This window comes from Mycobacterium scrofulaceum (assembly GCF_001667885.1).
In the GTDB taxonomy this organism is placed as follows: Bacteria; Actinomycetota; Actinomycetes; order Mycobacteriales; family Mycobacteriaceae; genus Mycobacterium; species Mycobacterium scrofulaceum_C.
This window is the reverse complement of sequence record NZ_LZJW01000141.1, coordinates 1-14365: the sequence shown is the minus strand read 5'-3', so window position 1 is coordinate 14365 and position 14365 is coordinate 1. Positions and strand designations below refer to the sequence as shown.

At 68.7% G+C, this 14365-nt stretch carries 16 protein-coding genes, 1 tRNA gene and 1 pseudogene; 8 read left to right on the top strand and 10 right to left on the bottom strand.

Features of this window, described 5'->3' with window-relative positions:
* The first annotated feature begins 218 nt into the window (after positions 1–218).
* Positions 219–1025: a WecB/TagA/CpsF family glycosyltransferase gene (locus tag A5681_RS20365; protein ID WP_231996379.1), complete on the top strand. Its 807-nt coding sequence runs from the start codon at positions 219–221 to the stop codon at positions 1023–1025.
* Here A5681_RS20365 and A5681_RS20360 read toward each other — a convergent pair.
* The 3 genes from A5681_RS20360 to A5681_RS20350 are packed head-to-tail and all read right to left on the bottom strand — an operon-like array spanning position 1012 to position 3202.
* Complete coding sequence (locus A5681_RS20360) at positions 1012–1566, bottom strand: D-glycero-alpha-D-manno-heptose-1,7-bisphosphate 7-phosphatase (protein WP_067279318.1); 555 nt, start codon at positions 1564–1566, stop codon at positions 1012–1014. The genes A5681_RS20365 and A5681_RS20360 overlap by 14 nt on opposite strands.
* An 11-nt stretch (positions 1567–1577) precedes the next feature.
* On the bottom strand, positions 1578–2195 hold the full coding sequence (locus A5681_RS20355) for a D-sedoheptulose-7-phosphate isomerase (protein ID WP_197498662.1): 618 nt from the start codon (positions 2193–2195) through the stop codon (positions 1578–1580).
* Positions 2183–3202: a GHMP kinase gene (locus tag A5681_RS20350; protein WP_067279311.1), complete on the bottom strand. Its 1020-nt coding sequence runs from the start codon at positions 3200–3202 to the stop codon at positions 2183–2185. Before A5681_RS20350 ends, A5681_RS20355 begins: the two co-directional genes overlap by 13 nt.
* Before the next feature lie 186 nt (positions 3203–3388).
* On the opposite strand from A5681_RS20350, the gene A5681_RS20345 reads away from it, so the two are divergent.
* On the top strand, positions 3389–4138 hold the full coding sequence (locus tag A5681_RS20345; RefSeq protein ID WP_067279307.1) for a class I SAM-dependent methyltransferase: 750 nt from the start codon (positions 3389–3391) through the stop codon (positions 4136–4138).
* Here A5681_RS20345 and A5681_RS20340 read toward each other — a convergent pair.
* Positions 4135–4386 carry a hypothetical protein gene (locus A5681_RS20340; protein WP_067279304.1) on the bottom strand — a complete coding sequence of 84 codons (252 nt, stop codon included), beginning with the start codon at positions 4384–4386 and terminating at the stop codon, positions 4135–4137. The genes A5681_RS20345 and A5681_RS20340 overlap by 4 nt on opposite strands.
* A gap of 85 nt (positions 4387–4471) precedes the next feature.
* Complete coding sequence (locus tag A5681_RS20335; protein ID WP_067279301.1) at positions 4472–5614, bottom strand: M42 family metallopeptidase; 1143 nt, start codon at positions 5612–5614, stop codon at positions 4472–4474.
* 460 nt (positions 5615–6074) lie between these two features.
* Here A5681_RS20335 and A5681_RS20330 point away from each other — a divergent pair, with 460 nt between their 5' ends.
* The 3 genes from A5681_RS20330 to A5681_RS20320 all read left to right on the top strand — a co-directional run bounded on the left by A5681_RS20330 (position 6075) and on the right by A5681_RS20320 (position 8574).
* On the top strand, positions 6075–6671 hold the full coding sequence (locus A5681_RS20330; RefSeq protein WP_067279298.1) for a TetR/AcrR family transcriptional regulator: 597 nt from the start codon (positions 6075–6077) through the stop codon (positions 6669–6671).
* Positions 6668–7492, top strand: coding sequence for a hypothetical protein (locus tag A5681_RS20325; RefSeq protein WP_067279295.1), 825 nt, complete (start codon positions 6668–6670; stop codon positions 7490–7492). The genes A5681_RS20330 and A5681_RS20325 overlap by 4 nt, the downstream gene beginning before the upstream one ends.
* Before the next feature lie 290 nt (positions 7493–7782).
* Entirely contained in the window at positions 7783–8574 is a 792-nt protein-coding gene (locus tag A5681_RS20320; RefSeq protein ID WP_067279291.1) for an alpha/beta hydrolase, read from the top strand.
* A gap of 45 nt (positions 8575–8619) precedes the next feature.
* Here the strand turns inward: A5681_RS20320 and A5681_RS20315 are convergent.
* The 5 genes from A5681_RS20315 to A5681_RS20295 all read right to left on the bottom strand — a co-directional run bounded on the left by A5681_RS20315 (position 8620) and on the right by A5681_RS20295 (position 12923).
* Positions 8620–8692 (bottom strand) — tRNA-Ala (locus A5681_RS20315).
* Positions 8693–8742: 50 nt separating this feature from the next.
* On the bottom strand, positions 8743–9762 hold the full coding sequence (gene glpR / locus A5681_RS20310) for a gephyrin-like molybdotransferase receptor GlpR (protein ID WP_067279288.1): 1020 nt from the start codon (positions 9760–9762) through the stop codon (positions 8743–8745).
* A gap of 191 nt (positions 9763–9953) precedes the next feature.
* Positions 9954–10607 carry a GNAT family N-acetyltransferase gene (locus A5681_RS20305; protein WP_197498668.1) on the bottom strand — a complete coding sequence of 218 codons (654 nt, stop codon included), beginning with the start codon at positions 10605–10607 and terminating at the stop codon, positions 9954–9956.
* 21 nt (positions 10608–10628) lie between these two features.
* Positions 10629–11924 carry a gephyrin-like molybdotransferase Glp gene (glp, locus tag A5681_RS20300; RefSeq protein ID WP_067279285.1) on the bottom strand — a complete coding sequence of 432 codons (1296 nt, stop codon included), beginning with the start codon at positions 11922–11924 and terminating at the stop codon, positions 10629–10631.
* 87 nt (positions 11925–12011) lie between these two features.
* Positions 12012–12923, bottom strand: coding sequence for a UTP--glucose-1-phosphate uridylyltransferase (locus A5681_RS20295; protein ID WP_067279282.1), 912 nt, complete (start codon positions 12921–12923; stop codon positions 12012–12014).
* A gap of 76 nt (positions 12924–12999) precedes the next feature.
* Between A5681_RS20295 and A5681_RS20290 the strand changes: the two genes are divergently transcribed.
* The 3 genes and pseudogenes from A5681_RS20290 to A5681_RS20280 all read left to right on the top strand — a co-directional run.
* The gene (locus tag A5681_RS20290) at positions 13000–13599 is read left to right on the top strand and encodes a 5-formyltetrahydrofolate cyclo-ligase (protein WP_067279278.1); all 600 of its coding nucleotides are present in this window, start codon (positions 13000–13002) and stop codon (positions 13597–13599) included.
* Between the two features lie 88 nt (positions 13600–13687).
* The gene (locus A5681_RS20285; protein WP_067279274.1) at positions 13688–14026 is read left to right on the top strand and encodes an FmdB family zinc ribbon protein; all 339 of its coding nucleotides are present in this window, start codon (positions 13688–13690) and stop codon (positions 14024–14026) included.
* A 66-nt stretch (positions 14027–14092) separates the two neighbouring features.
* Positions 14093–14365, top strand: a pseudogene (locus A5681_RS20280) (hypothetical protein); the annotation flags it as partial.

The window sequence follows — 14365 nt, the reverse complement described above, 5'->3', positions numbered from 1 at the left end:
GCCGTGGCGTGGGTCTATGCCTCGCGGTGACCGCCGCTGTGCCATGACCTGCCCGCCTGCGTTGCCGTCGTCTACCCCGCCAGTCCCGAAACTTCCGACGCGGTCGGATGTTGCCCAGGTTATGGGCTCGGTTCCGGGCGCGGCAAGGACGCGCGGCCGATACGTCGCGAAGGCGCGTCGGCCGGTCGGTCGGCGATGTCGCGGGGCATGATGATCGGGTGAGCGCAGCCCGCCGAAGTTCACCGAGGCTGACCGGTGCGGGCCCGCGAAAAATCCAGGTGGGCGGTCTCTGGTTCGACGCCCTGACCGAAGGGCAGGTCGTCGAGGCGGTGCGCGCCGCCTGGGCCGCCGGCCGCGGCGGCTCGATCGTGCCGGTGAACGTCGATGTGGCCCTGATGGCCGCCCGCGACCGCGACCTCGCCGACCTGATCGCCCGCGCGACCCTCGTGGTTGCCGACGGGATGCCCCTGGTGTGGGCGGCGCGGGCCAAGGGCGACAAGCTGCCCGAGCGCGTCGCCGGCTCCTCGCTGATGTTTCCGTTGAGCGCCGCGGCGGCCGCCGACGGCAAGTCGGTGTACCTCATCGGCGGCGCCGAGGGCGTCCCGGAGCGGGCGGCCGAGGCGCTCGTCGTGCAGTCCACCGGCCTGCGCATCGCGGGCACGTGCTCGCCGCCGTTCGGGTTCGACCAGACGGAGGAGGGGGCGCGGCGCGCGGGGGCCGCCGTCGCGGCCGCGGCCCCCGACCTGGTCTTCGTCGGCCTGGGCTTCCCCCGGCAGGAACGCCTCATCGAAATGCTGCGCGCCGAGCTCCCCGGCGCCTGGTGCCTCGCCTGCGGCGGCGGCATCGCGATGACCGCCGGGGTCGTCCGCCGGGCATCCCCCGTCCTGCAACGGCTGGGATTCGAGTGGGTGCACCGGCTGGCGCTCGAGCCGCGCCGCCTCGCCCGCCGATACCTGCGGGACGACCTTCCGTTCGCGCTGGCGCTGGTGATTCGTTCTGCGGCGCAACGATTTACGTGGGACTAGATTCCTTCGCACCCAGGATGAGTCGCACGGCGGCGGCGAGGTCGTCGACCACCACGTCGGCGCCGTAAGCCTCTCCGCCGCCGGGGCGCAGCAGGACGGTCGCCGCGCCGGCCGCCCGGCCCGCAAGCACATCGGTCTCGCTGTCGCCGATCATCACCGACTCGGCCAGCGCGAACCCATGCTCACGTGCCGCGCGCACCAGCATGCCCGCACCGGGCTTGCGACAGTCGCAACTGTCCGCCGCGTGCGGACAGTGGTACTCGGCGTCCAGTCGGGCGCCCTCATCGGCCAGGAGTTGTTCCAACCGGTGCTGGACGGCGGCGAAACGCGCCGCCTCCGCGGCCGGTTCGGACAGCCATCGTTGGTTGGTCACCAACACGGTGCGCAGGCCGGCCGCGTTCAAGGCGGCCACCGCCCGGGCCGCCCCGGGCAACAACACCAGCTCGTCGGGCGACCTGACGTACTCGCCGTCGGCGGCCTTGACGTTGATCGTCCCGTCCCGGTCCAAAAAGACAGTGCGGACGTTCCGCAAATCGAGCATCCAGGTCGGCCTCAGGAGGGCCGGGGAAACAGCGCCGCTTCGACCATCTCGCAGATGGAATGGCCCAGGTGCAGGCAGGCCTCCTGGACGCGCCCGGTGTTGTCGCTGGGCACCCGGATGCACAACGCGGCGACGTCGGCCACCTTGCCGCCGCGCGCCCCGGTGAGCGCCACGGTGGTCATCCCGGCACCCGCGGCGGCCTCCAGCGCGCGAACGACATTCGGCGAATTGCCCGACGTGGTGAGGCCGACCACCACGTCGCCGGCGCGGCCGGCCGCGAGCACCTGGCGGGCGAACACCTCGTCGTAGGAGTAGTCGTTGCCGATCGCCGTCATCGCCGCGGTGGAGTCGGGCAAGCTGATCGCGGCCAGGCCCGGGCGGTCAAATGCGAAGCGGCCCATCAGTTCCGCGGCCAGATGCCCCGCGTCTTGGGCGGATCCGCCGTTGCCGAAGAAGATCACCTTGCCGCCGGAGCGCAGCGAGGAGATGATCAGCCGCGCGATTTCGACGGTCTGGGTCGCGATGGCCCCCGACAGCATCTGCTGCTTGACCGCGATCGTGTCCGCCAATCGCGCCTGGACCAGCTCGACGCTCGGCGCGACGACATCCGAGCTGCTCATGCCTGCCATGTGGTCAGTCCTTTGCTCTCAAAGGCGAATTCGGTGATCGTCGCCCCGGCCGACTCGAGGGATTCGATGAGGCGATGCTTCTTCGCGAAGTCGCAGAACAGCAGGATGTAACCGCCGCCGCCCGCCCCGGTGATCTTGCCGCCGAGTGCGCCGTTGCGCAGGGCCAGGTCGTAGAGCTCGTCGATGCGTTCGTTGGTGATGTAGGGCGACATGCGCTTCTTCTGCGTCCACGCCTCGCCGAGCAGCGCGCCGAATTCGTTCAGCTTGTTGGTCAGCAGGGCGGCCTTCATGGCGACCGCCAACTCCTTCTGCGCCCGCAGTCCCGCCAGGGTGTCGTCGGCGCCGGTCGTGGCGCGCCGCGTCTGGTCCTCGATGACCCGCGCGGAGTCCCGCGTGATGCCCGTAAAGCACAGCAGCAGGCTGAGTTCCAGCTCGAACGCGGTCTCCTCGCGGATGCGCAGGGGGTTGACGATCACGCGGTCGGTGAACTCGATGAAGTTGAATCCGCCGAACGTCGCGGCGTACATGTCCTGCATGCCGCCGGTGATGCCCAGGTCCTCACGCTCGATGGCGCACGCCAGCTGCGCCGTCTCGTATTCGCCCATCGGCACCCGGTAGTGCTCGGCGAGCAGGCCGGTGAGCGCGACCATCATCGTCGACGACGAGCCCAGCCCCGAGCCCGGCGGGACGCTCGACCGCAGCACCAGGTCGTAGCCGTCGGTGCCGTCCTTGCCGAACCTGCGCACGGCGGCCTTGATCAGGTCCAGGCTGCCGTCGTAGAGGATCTCGCTGTCGAGCGTCATCTCGTGGGTGGTCTTGAAGTCCACCGACTCGATGGTGACCCTGCGGTCGGTGCGCGGGGAAAGCGAACCCTGCGCGTAGCGGTCGATGGTCGCCGACAGGACGCAGCCACCCTCGGTGGTCGGGAAGGGTGGCACGTCGGTGCCGCCCCCGGCGAACGAGATCCGCAGCGGCGCGCGGGCGCGGATTCGGGGCAAGGAATTCACTGTCGACGTATATCCGCTCAGCCGGCCGACGCGCGTCCCGCGATCGTCGGCGAAATGTGCGCCACGTGCCAACCCCAATGCGTCGAACCCTCACGAAGAGCCCTAGCGTAGCAGTCGGATCGGCAGAAAATCGGGATTCACCTGCGGATTGCGCCCAACCGTCCACGCCTTCACGAAAGCGATGAAATGAGCCAGGATGCAGTCGAATTGACCCGCGGCCTCCTCACCGAGACCGCCACGCTGCGGCACGGTTTCCTCGACGTACTGGGCGAATCGACGAGTTCGCCGGCCCCGACGTTCGCCCAGCGGGCCATGAACAGCCCCCTCGTCGCGACGGTCTACGAGCGGCTGTGGCGGCCGACCGCCTTCTACGTCGCCAGCGGCGTAACCACCGGCGCCGAGCAACGCCGCGCGGCGTCGGCGCTGAAGCTGTCCAGCGCGGAAAGATTGCTCGATGTCGCTTGCGGCCCAGGCAATTTCACCGGCTCCCTGGCCGCGCAACTATCGGATGGCGGCCTGGCCGTCGGCTTCGACATCTCCGAGCCGATGCTGACCCGCGCCGTTCTGGACAACAGCACCCCGCGCACCAGTTATGTCCGCGGCGACGCCCGGGCGCTGCCGTTCGCCGACGAGACGTTCGACGCGGTCTGCTGCTTCGGCGCGCTGTATCTGATGCCCGAGCCGTTCGGGGTGGCACGCGAAATGGTGCGGGTCTTGCGACCCGGGGGGCGGATCGCGATCCTGACCAGCTACACCCCGGACCTGCCCCCGATCCGGTACGCGATGAACAGCGGCGCGCGCGTCATCGGGCTGACCATGTTCGACCGGCACGCCTTCGTCGACCTGTTCTCGTCGGCCGGCCTGGTCGACGTCGAGCAGCAGACCCAGCGCGCGCTGCAGTTCGTCGTCGCCGCGAAGCCCGCCCGACCGGGCTAGGACGCCACCTTGCCCACGCCGAGCACCCGGACGACCGGTGTCCCCGCCTCGCACTCCAATACCCACGGTTCGCCGCCATCGACGGGCTCGGAGGTGAGCGTGAACATCACCGGCTGACCGCTGCGCTGCGTCATCTGCGTGCATTCCACCCGGAACAGGCGATAGTCGCCGTCCCGATCGATGGCGAGAGAGAACCCGGGCCGCACCGACTCGACCGGCACCTTCTGCAGGTAGTAGTCAACGTTCATCCGTCGACCGTATGGCCGCCGGGACGGCGCGCCGCGTGCCGCCACGCGGCTCTTAGGCAATGTTCAGGCAAATTTTGGGACGCCATTAGGGTTCGCCGCGGGCGTGCGCGCCGGGCTGCATGACGAACTCCACGACGATCGCCGCCATGTCGTCGATCGCGGTGCGGAGCATGACCTCGTAACCGTGGGTGCTCAGCGTGGGCAGGCAGAGCAGGCCTGCACGCGGCGTCAGCCCGTTGGCCTTGGAGTGCGACGCGTCGGATTCGAAGGCGCCCAGCACGGCGGCTTGCGGCGACAAACCCAAGTCGGTGGCGATGCCCATCAGCCGGTCAGCGACGTCCTTGTCGTAGACGCACAGCGCGTCGCTGTAGCCGATGATCGGGCCGCCGCTGACTTTGGTGCCGTACTCGCGCTCGGTGGGGCCGACCTCCAGCGCGAGGGTAAGGGTGCCGGGCAGCGATCCGCTTGCGTAGGTGCCCCCCACCCCACCGATCTCCTCGTTGGTGGTGAACACGAGATAGACGTCGTCAACGGGTCGTTGGCCGCGCTCGCGCAGCACGCGCGCGGCACGCAGTAGGGCGGTCACCGCGGCGCGGTCGTCGAGGAAGTAGCAGCCCAGATAGTCGCCGACCTCGACCAGCGTCCGTTTGCTGCGGTCGACGCACACGCGGGTGCCCGGGCGCACCCCGGCGGCGTCGAGGTCGTCGGTGCTGCGGCCGGTGAAGACGTACACGTGGTCCCAGTCCAGCGCTTTGTCGCCCTGGTCGGGCTTGGTCTGCCAGATCCGCTGGCTCTCTTGGGTGGTGTGTTCCGAACCCAGCGTGAGGACCCCGGTCAACGTCTCGTTCTCGCCGAGGATGCCGACCGGCCCGAGGCCGAAGTTGCCCGGGTACATCGTTCCGAGCTGGGTCAGGTGCAGCGTGCCGTCGGGCTCCACCCGCTTGACGAGCATGGACAGCTCGTCCATGTGCGCCATGACCCGCGTCGCGACGCCGGGTTCGGCCGCCGAGGACACCCGGTGACGGTGCCCGTGCCCGGCGCCGGTCGGGGGATCGGCACCGATGTAGCCGATCAGGTTGCCGGCGTCGTCGGTCCACATGTCGTCGACGACGGGCCGCAGTTCACGGGCGCAGACGGCGCGGACGTCGGCTTCCTGGCCGCACGGCCCGTAGGCCCACAGCAGTTCCTGCAACAGCTCGTCGGTGGCGCTGTCCTCGCGGGTCGCCATGGGGTCCTTTCGTTTCGCGGCCTGTCGCAAGGATCAGTACCCCGCTCCCATGGCGGGCAATCGCGCTTACGCGTACGCGAGCTCCAGTCGTTCGAGGCGCCGCACCAGCAGGCTGGGCAGCCACTTCCCCACATCGGCGGCCGTGTCGCACTCGAACAGATCCGGTCGGATCCCCTCCGGCGGTTGATCCTCAACCGGGCAGCACGCCGGATCCGGCCGACCTGCACTCCTCGCCGGTGCTCAGTCATCTCGCCGCGGAACTCGCGCGAATTGCCGACGTCCTCGGCGCGGCGCAGTGGATCGTCCGCGTGGGCTTGTCCCCTTGTTTGCTAACCGCTCGTGGACAACCGTGCCGGACGGAGGGTCTTGCATCGGTTCGTGGCGCCCGGTTGCCGAACGCTCATCGATTGGCTGACGCCCGTCATTGACGACCGTCAGCGACACGTCATAGGCTGCGGCCATGCGGCCTCTGCAGGCTTCTTCCGGTTCAGCGGGCGTGCGGGAGGCTCGGCGCTTGGAAACCCGGGCGCGCCTGTTCGACGCCGCGCTGGCCGAGATCAGGCAGCGCGGCTTGGCCGCCGCCGATGTCAGCGCCATCGCGGCCACGGCGGGCGTGGTGCGGGGAACGTTTTATTTCCACTTCCCGACGAAGGAGCACGTGCTCGCCGAGCTGGAGCGTGACGAGGAGAGGCGGATCATCAGCGAACTCGGCGACGCCAAGGGCGATTTGGCCGCGATACTGTCGGACGTCGTATCGCGGATATTGGATGCCGAAAATCGTTTGGGCGCAGCCGTTTTCCGCGACATGCTCGGTCTGCACTTCTCGCCGTCGCGTCCCGTTGAAGAAGAGCTGGCGCAGCACCCAATCGCACAATTCCTGGCGGGCGTGATCCGCCGTGCGCAAGACGCGGGACAAGTCTCGGCCGACGCGGACGCCACGGAACTGGCGATGTTCTTCCTCACCGGGCTCTTTGCGCTGCTCGCCATCGGATCGCACGACCCTGCGCTGTTAAGTCGTTACGTGTCAACGAGTGTCAACGGAATGGAGAAACGATGAACAGCACGAGCATCGAGGGATATCGCGATTTCCTGGCTAGGCGCGACGGCGAGGCCGACCTGCTCAACAGGCGGCTGGCCAATCGCGAGCGGTTCTTCGACCAACTGGAAGCCAATCCGGTCCGGTCGGCCCACCCGGTCGATCAACAAACCTTCCTTCGCAACCTGCGCCGCCGGCGGCCGGAGGCCGGGCTGGACCGAAAGATGCTGTTCCTGCTGGCGACGGCCAAGCTGAATCAGGCGGAGCGGTTCGGCGTCGGGCTCGGCGAAACCTACGGGCGCAACAGCGATAAGAATCTGCCGCCCGAAAACGTCTACATCGAACTGGAGGAGCACTACCACACCCGGCTGCTGGCTTATGCGCTCGACGTCTTCGGCCTGACCTTCCAAGTCGCCCCTCCCCCGTTCGTCATGCGCCAGTTCGTCAAAACCGGTGTGTTCGTTCCGGAGCGGCTGAGCTTTGCGTTCGTCGGAGCCGGCGAAATGGCGGGCTGCATCATGTTCGACGAATTACGCCGCGCCGGCAGGGAACTGTTCGCCGACGAACCGGAAGTCTGCGAGCGAATCGAACTCCTATACCGCGAGATCCTCACCGACGAGATCGGCCACGTCGGTTACTGCGCCTCGCGCTGCACCGCCGGCGAACGGGCGATCATGCGCCGCATCTACCCGCTGATCGGCCGCCTCTTCGCCCGGCAGACCGCCGAAATCAGTCTTCTGATCGACCCGAAAGTGTTGAACGCCCGGCTCGACCGGCCCTTCGACGTCGACGAACTCACCACCGGATTGGGCAACGAAACGTACCTCGTCGCGCATCCGTGATGGGGTTGACTCCTTCGCCGCGTCGCATGGCGCGTAGTTGGCGGGAGGGACTGAGGTGGGGAAACCTCGAGTTACCGCCCTCTTCTTGAGCGGTGACCGCCTGGCCTCAGCTTGTTCCTTTGGGACTCTGTTCAGTCCCTTCCTCGGTTGAGCCTGCCACTGTCGGCCGCGAACAGATAGTGCTGATCGCTTACTGGCCGGTTTCTTCGCTGACTGGACGGAGCGGGTGCTCGCCGTGCCAAGGAGCCAAACCGCCGCAATAGGTGGTCGCCGATGCCATCCTCTTGGGTATGTCGAAGACGCGACACGTTGTCCTGATTCACGGCAACTGGTCACGCGGGGAACAGTTGGCGGGCGCCCGCGCCGCGTTCCAGGACCGCGGTTACACCGCCCATACCCCGACGCTGCGGCATCACGAACTGCCCATCCACGAAGGCGCCGGCAAGGTTGCGTCGCTAAGCCTGCAGGATTACGTCGACGACCTAGTCGCATTCGTCGCTTCGCTCGATAGCGCACCACTGTTGGTCGGCCACTCGATGGGCGGCCTGCTTGCCCAACTGGTCGCGGCACGCACCCCGCACGTCGGGTTGGTCGCCGCGTGTCCCGCCCCCGCCGCGGGCATCGGCGGTTCGACTCCGGCTAACAGGCGGATGTCGGCGCCGTGGTTTTTGCGCTCGCGCGCGTGGGCCAAGCCGGTGCCTCCTCCCCCGTTCGACCGATTCCGCCAGTGGGTGGCCAACGCCCAAACGGAGGACACCGCACGCGAGATCTATGACGGCCTGGTTTGCGAGTCCGGCCGAGCGCAATGGCAGATGCTCCTCGCGACACTCAGGCTCTCCAAGAAGACCCGTGTACACGCCTCCGCCGTGACCGCTCCGGTGTTGGTCATCGGCGGCGAAAAGGACTTGATCGTTCCGGCAGAGGTGTTGCGCAAAACAGCGGCCCAATATCGGCTCGCCGAGGTAGTCGAAATACCCGGCTCCGACCACATGGTCTTTTCCGGGGCTTCCCTGCCGGCAACCATGAGCCACATCGACGCGTGGCTGACAAAGCACAAGCTGCACGCCAACGCGCCAAACTAGGCTGATCGATCGCCTCGACGAGGCACCCTAACCGTGCAAACTGTGTGGAGCTAAGGGGATTCGAACCCCTGACCTACTCGATGCGAACGAGTCGCGCTACCAACTGCGCCATAGCCCCTGATCGCTAGCAGGCTACCAGCCCCGGGCCGAACCACCGAAATGCGAGCACTACTCGCCGACGGCCCGCGGCAGGTCCCTGGACCAGCCGTAGTTGCGCATCGGCATCGAGTAGTCCAGGTGCTCGAAGATCGGGTCCTCGTCGTCGATCTCGAGAACCACCGCCCCCGGCCGCCGCAGCCGCGACGGGACCACGTCATAGTCGCGGTCATAGGCGTTCTCCACGCCCATCCGCGCCCGCGCCATCCGCTGCATCCGGCGGCGGCGCACCTTCTCCTCGATGCGGGTCTGGCGCCGCAGGTAGGCCAGGTACATGAGGGTCACGGCGGTGGCGCTGCCGCACGCCCACCAGGCGGTCGGCGAAATCTTGAACGCGGCCGTGGCAGTGCCGACCAGGACGACGGCCATCACCATCAACACGCGCTTGCGGAAGGCGTACTTGCGCGCGCTGACCGCGGCGGCGGTCTTGGTGTCGAAGCGACGGCGCCGGGAGGCGTTCCGGGGGACGGGCGCCGGCGTCTCGTCGTCGTCGGCCTCGGCTTCCGGCTCCAGACCCGAAGAGTCGTCGACGTATTCGAAGCCCTCGTCGCTTTCGTCGCCGGCGTGGGCGACCACGTCCGTGTCGGAGTCCTCGTCGTCCTCGTCGGCCTCTGGTTCCTCCTCGACGGCCGCTTCGACGCCCGCCGGCAGCGCCTGTGAATCCTCGACCACATCGACGTCGAGGTAGTCGGGCTCGGAGAGCTCGGGCGTCGCGATCTTCATGACGACGGGGCGCGCGGCGCGTAGCTCCTCGGTGTCGTGCTCTTCGTCGTCCTCATCCTCGGCGATGTCGAGGTCGTTTTCGGCCGACTCTTCCGGCGGCTGCCAGTTGGGATCGCTGCGATGACCCGCGGCCGGGCCGCTGCGCTTGATCAGGCGGGAGTTCGCGCCGCCGTTGAGGACCCGGGTCGCCAGGGCGACATCGCTGGTGCGACGCACGGCGTCGCGTTTGCTGACGAGCATGGGCACCAAGACGAACAGCCAAAGCACCACGAGCGAGATCCACAACAGTGACTGCGGAATGCTTGGCATGACGACCTGCTCTCTTCGGTTCCGATTCCGCGAAGCCCCTCGGAGGCCAGCGCGGCCGGGTCTAGGTGACCAGGACAATTACACACCTGTAATTTGCCTCTCACAAGCACCACGAGTCACTCGTGTCGCGGTAGCCACACAGCGGTCAAGGAGCTAGCCGCGCGGCCGGGTGCCACAGAGGGACGGCGCGGTCACGCCCAGCTGGCGTGTCCGCCCCGGACCAGCGTCGATGCTACCGATCCGGACACCTCTTCGACCGTGATGGCCATCAACAGGTGGTCCCGCCACGCCTTATCGACCTCGAGGTAACGCTGCAACAACCCCTCCTGGCGGAAGCCGACCTTCGCCAGCACGGCCCGGCTCGCGGCGTTCTCGGGCCGCACCGTGGCCTCCACGCGGTGCAGCATCACCGGACCGAAGCAGTGGTCGAGGCCCAGCGCCAGCGCGGCCGTGGCCACCCCGCCGCCGGTCGCCGACCGCGGCACCCAGTAGCCGATCCACGCCGACCGCAGCGCCCCGTGAGTGACGTTGCCAATGGTCAACTGGCCACAGAACCGCCCGTCGAGCTCGATGACGTAGGGCAACATGCGGCCCGCGCGGGCCTCGGCGCGCAGGCCGGAGCACAGCGCCGGCCACGCGGCGACGGTGTGCCGGCTCGTCCAATCGCTCTCCGCGCTCGGCTCCCACGGCTCGAGATGGGCGCGGTCGGCCAACCGGATGCGGCTCCACTGCGCGCCGTCGCGCATCCGCACGGCTCGCAGCCGGACCACTCCCGCCGGGACCCGCAACGGCCCCACGTCCAGCGGCCAACCCGGATGACGGGCGTTGGTGCGCAACAGGTTCACGAGCTTGCGGAGTCGTTGCACTTAACCGCGCTGAGCCAGGAAGGCGACATCGACGATTTCGCCGGTGCGGATCTGTTCGGCACCGCTGGGCACCACCACGAGGCAGTTCGCTTCGGCGAGGGTGGCCAGCAGGTGGGAAGACGCCCCGGGCGGCCCGCCCAGTGCCTGCACCAGGTATTCACCCGTCTCCTGGTCGCGCATCAGCTGACCCCGCAGATAGCCCTTGCGGCCGGCGACCGACGTGATCGGCGACAGCGTGCGGGCCTGCACGATCCGGCGCATCGGCTGACGCTTGCCCAGCGAAAGCCGGATCAGCGGCCGCACCATCACCTCGAAGACCACCAGCGCGCTGACCGGATTGGCGGGCAACAGAAACGTCGGGACGCCGTCGCGGCCCAGCTGCCCGAAGCCTTGGACGGATCCGGGGTGCATGGCGACGCGGACGACCTCCATCTCCCCCAGCTCGGAGAGCACCGACCGCACCGACTCGGCCGCGGCGCCGCCGACCCCGCCGGCGATCACCACCACCTCGGCGCGGTTGATCTGGCCCTCTACGGTGTCGCGGAATTCCTTGGGGTCGTTGCTGACGATGCCGACGCGGTTGACCTCCGCACCGGCATCGCGGGCCGCCGCCGCCAGCGCGTAGGAGTTGACGTCGTAGACCTGGCCGTTGCCGGGGGTGCGCGAAATATCGACCAACTCACCACCGACGGCCAACACCGTCACCCGGGGCCGCGGATGCACCAGCACCCGCTCGCGGCCGACCGCCGCGAGCAGCCCGACCTGGGCCGCGCCGATCACCGTGCCGGCGCGCACCGCAACGTCACCCGGCTGCACGTCGTCGCCAGTCCGGCGCACGTACGCACCCGACGGCGCGCCGCGCAGGATCCGCACTCGCTTGCTCCCGCCGTCGGTCCAGCGCAACGGGATCACCGCGTCGGCGAGCGTGGGTAGCGGGGCTCCCGTGTGTACTCGGGCGGCCTGGCGCGGTTGCAGGCGGCTGGGTGTGCGCGCGCCGGCCTCGACGGTTCCCATCACCGGCAGGACCAGGCCCTCGCGCCGGTCTTCGTCCAGCTCGGCGTCGCCGGGCGGCGGCTCAGGCAAGCTGTCGGCACCCACCTCGCCGATGCCCAGCACGTCGACGCTGCGCACCGCGTAGCCGTCGATCGCGGCCTGGTCGAAGCCGGGCATGGGCCGCTCGGTGACAACTTCCTCGGCACACATCAATCCCTGCGCCTCGGCGATGGCCACCCGGATGGGCCGCGGGGCCACCGCGGCGGCGGTTATCCGGGCCTGCTGCTCCTCAACAGAACGCACAGCGCGCCTCTCTGCCCTCTTTGCCCTGGCGGGCTCTGCCCTCTACTGCCCTGACGGGCGCCGTCCTGGGCCGGGCGTATCGGCCGGCTACTTCTCGGCCAGGCCTAACCGCGCCACCAACCATCGCCGCAAATCGGGGCCGTAGTCGTCACGATCCAATGCAAAGTCAACCGCAGCCTTGAGGTAGCCGCCGGGATTTCCCAAGTCGTGTCGAGATCCACGGTGCACGACGACATGCACCGGGTGGCCCTCCGCGATGAGCAACGCGATGGCGTCGGTGAGCTGGACTTCACCGCCCACCCCGCGGTCGACGCGGCGCAACGCGTCGAAGATCGCGCGGTCGAGCACGTAGCGGCCCGCCGCGGCGAACAGCGACGGGGCGTCCTCGCGCTTGGGCTTCTCCACCATGCCGTTGACCTTCAGCACGTCGGGGTTGTCGTCGCCGGGCACCGGCTCGACATCGAAAACCCCGTAGGCGCTGACCTCTTCGGGCGCCACCTCGATGGCACACAACACGGTGCCGCCGTATTGCGCGCGCACCTTCGACATCGTCTCCAGCACGCCGGTCGGCAACACCAGGTCGTCGGGCAGCAGCACCATCACGGCGTCGTCGTCGGGCGTCAGGGTGGGCTCCACGCAGCCGATGGCGTGTCCGAGGCCGAGCGGTTCGGCCTGCACGACGGACTCGACCTTGATCAGCTGCGGCGCCCGCCGCACCTTGTCGAGCATCGCCTTCTTGCCGCGCGCCTCCAGCGTCCCCTCGAGGACCAGGTCCTCGACGAAATGCGCGACGACGCCGTCCTTGCCCTCGGAGGTGATGATCACCAGCCGGTCGGCGCCCGCCTCAGCCGCCTCGGCGGCCACCAGCTCGATGCCGGGGGTGTCGACGACGGGCAGCAGCTCCTTGGGCACCGTTTTCGTCGCGGGCAGGAAGCGGGTACCAAGACCGGCGGCGGGCACGATCGCCGTGTGTGGGACCACCACTTTTGGGCTTGACATTGTTCACACGATAACCCGGCGCCGGTTTGCCGAGTCGATGTGGCGCGGCCAAAGACCCGGCTGGAATGGTTGACCCATGGCGACCACCGGGAAGGCCGCGTTGCGGGCCCAGTTGCAAGCGGCCCGCCGCCGCGTTGCCGACGATGTGCGGACCGAGGAGGCCCGGATGTTGAGCGGGCGACTGGACGGCTTGCAAGGCGTCGTGAGCAGCGGTGACACGGTGTGCGCGTACGTGCCGGTAGGCGCCGAACCCGGGTCGATAGACATGCTCGACGTGTTGCTGCGGCGGTCCGGGCGAGTGCTGCTGCCGGTTGCGCGCACCGCCGCCGACGACGCGCCGTTGCCGTTGCGTTGGGGCGAATACCGGCCGGGCACCCTGACGGCCGCGCGGTGGGGATTGCTCGAGCCGCCCGAGCCGTGGCTTCCGGCCTCGGCGATCGCCGAGGCGAGCCTGATCCTGGTGCCGTCGTTGGCCGTCGACCGCTCCGGCGTCCGACTGGGTCGCGGTCGCGGGTTCTACGATCGCTCCCTGGGCCGCCGGGACCCGCACGCGCGGCTGGTCGCGGTGGTGCGCGACCCGGAGTTGGTGGACCACCTGCCCGCCGAGCCGCACGACATTCCGATGACCGACGCCCTCACGCCGCGACGGGGACTAGTCGCCCTCAATCTGGGGTAACAGTTCGGGAATGAGTGACATCACGTGGCGGTTCTAGCACTTGAGACGCTAGAGTGCTAACAGACTTTGCAATCATCCGGAGGTTTTCGTGCCGACTTACAGCTATCAGTGCACCGAGTGCGGCGATCGCTTCGACATCGTGCAGGCCTTCACCGACGACGCGCTGACCACGTGCAAACGCTGCTCCGGGCGGCTGCGCAAGCGCTTCAACTCCGTCGGCGTGGTGTTCAAGGGCAGCGGCTTCTACCGCACCGATAGCCGGGAGTCCGGCAAGAAGTCCACCAGCTCGACCAACGGCTCCTCGTCGAGCGACTCGGGCTCCAACGGCGCCTCGAGCGACAAGTCATCCGGGTCGAGCGAGAAGTCGAGTTCGAGCGAGAAGTCGACCAGCAGCTCCGCGCCGTCCACCGCGGCCGCCTCGAGCTAGCCGGTTATCCACAAACGCTTCGCCGACGGCACTCGGCGCTGACCGCCGTGCGCCTACCGTGGCGGCGTGGGCGAACCGTCGCTGAACCCAAACCTGTTCGGCCGCCTTTTATTGCTGCGTCCGGACTGGACGCGCACCGTGCTGGCGCGGCGAGTCGCGGCGGGCGGACTGGTGATGTTGGCCGGCGCGGCGGCGCTGCGTTCCCATCCGGCCGGTGACTACGCGGAGGTGGTGGTCGCCGCGCACGATCTTCGGCCCGGCGCCGCGTTGACGTCGGCCAGCGACCCATCCGGAATGGTTGCGGCCAAACGCTTTTCGAGGCGAACATCGGCGGGTGTC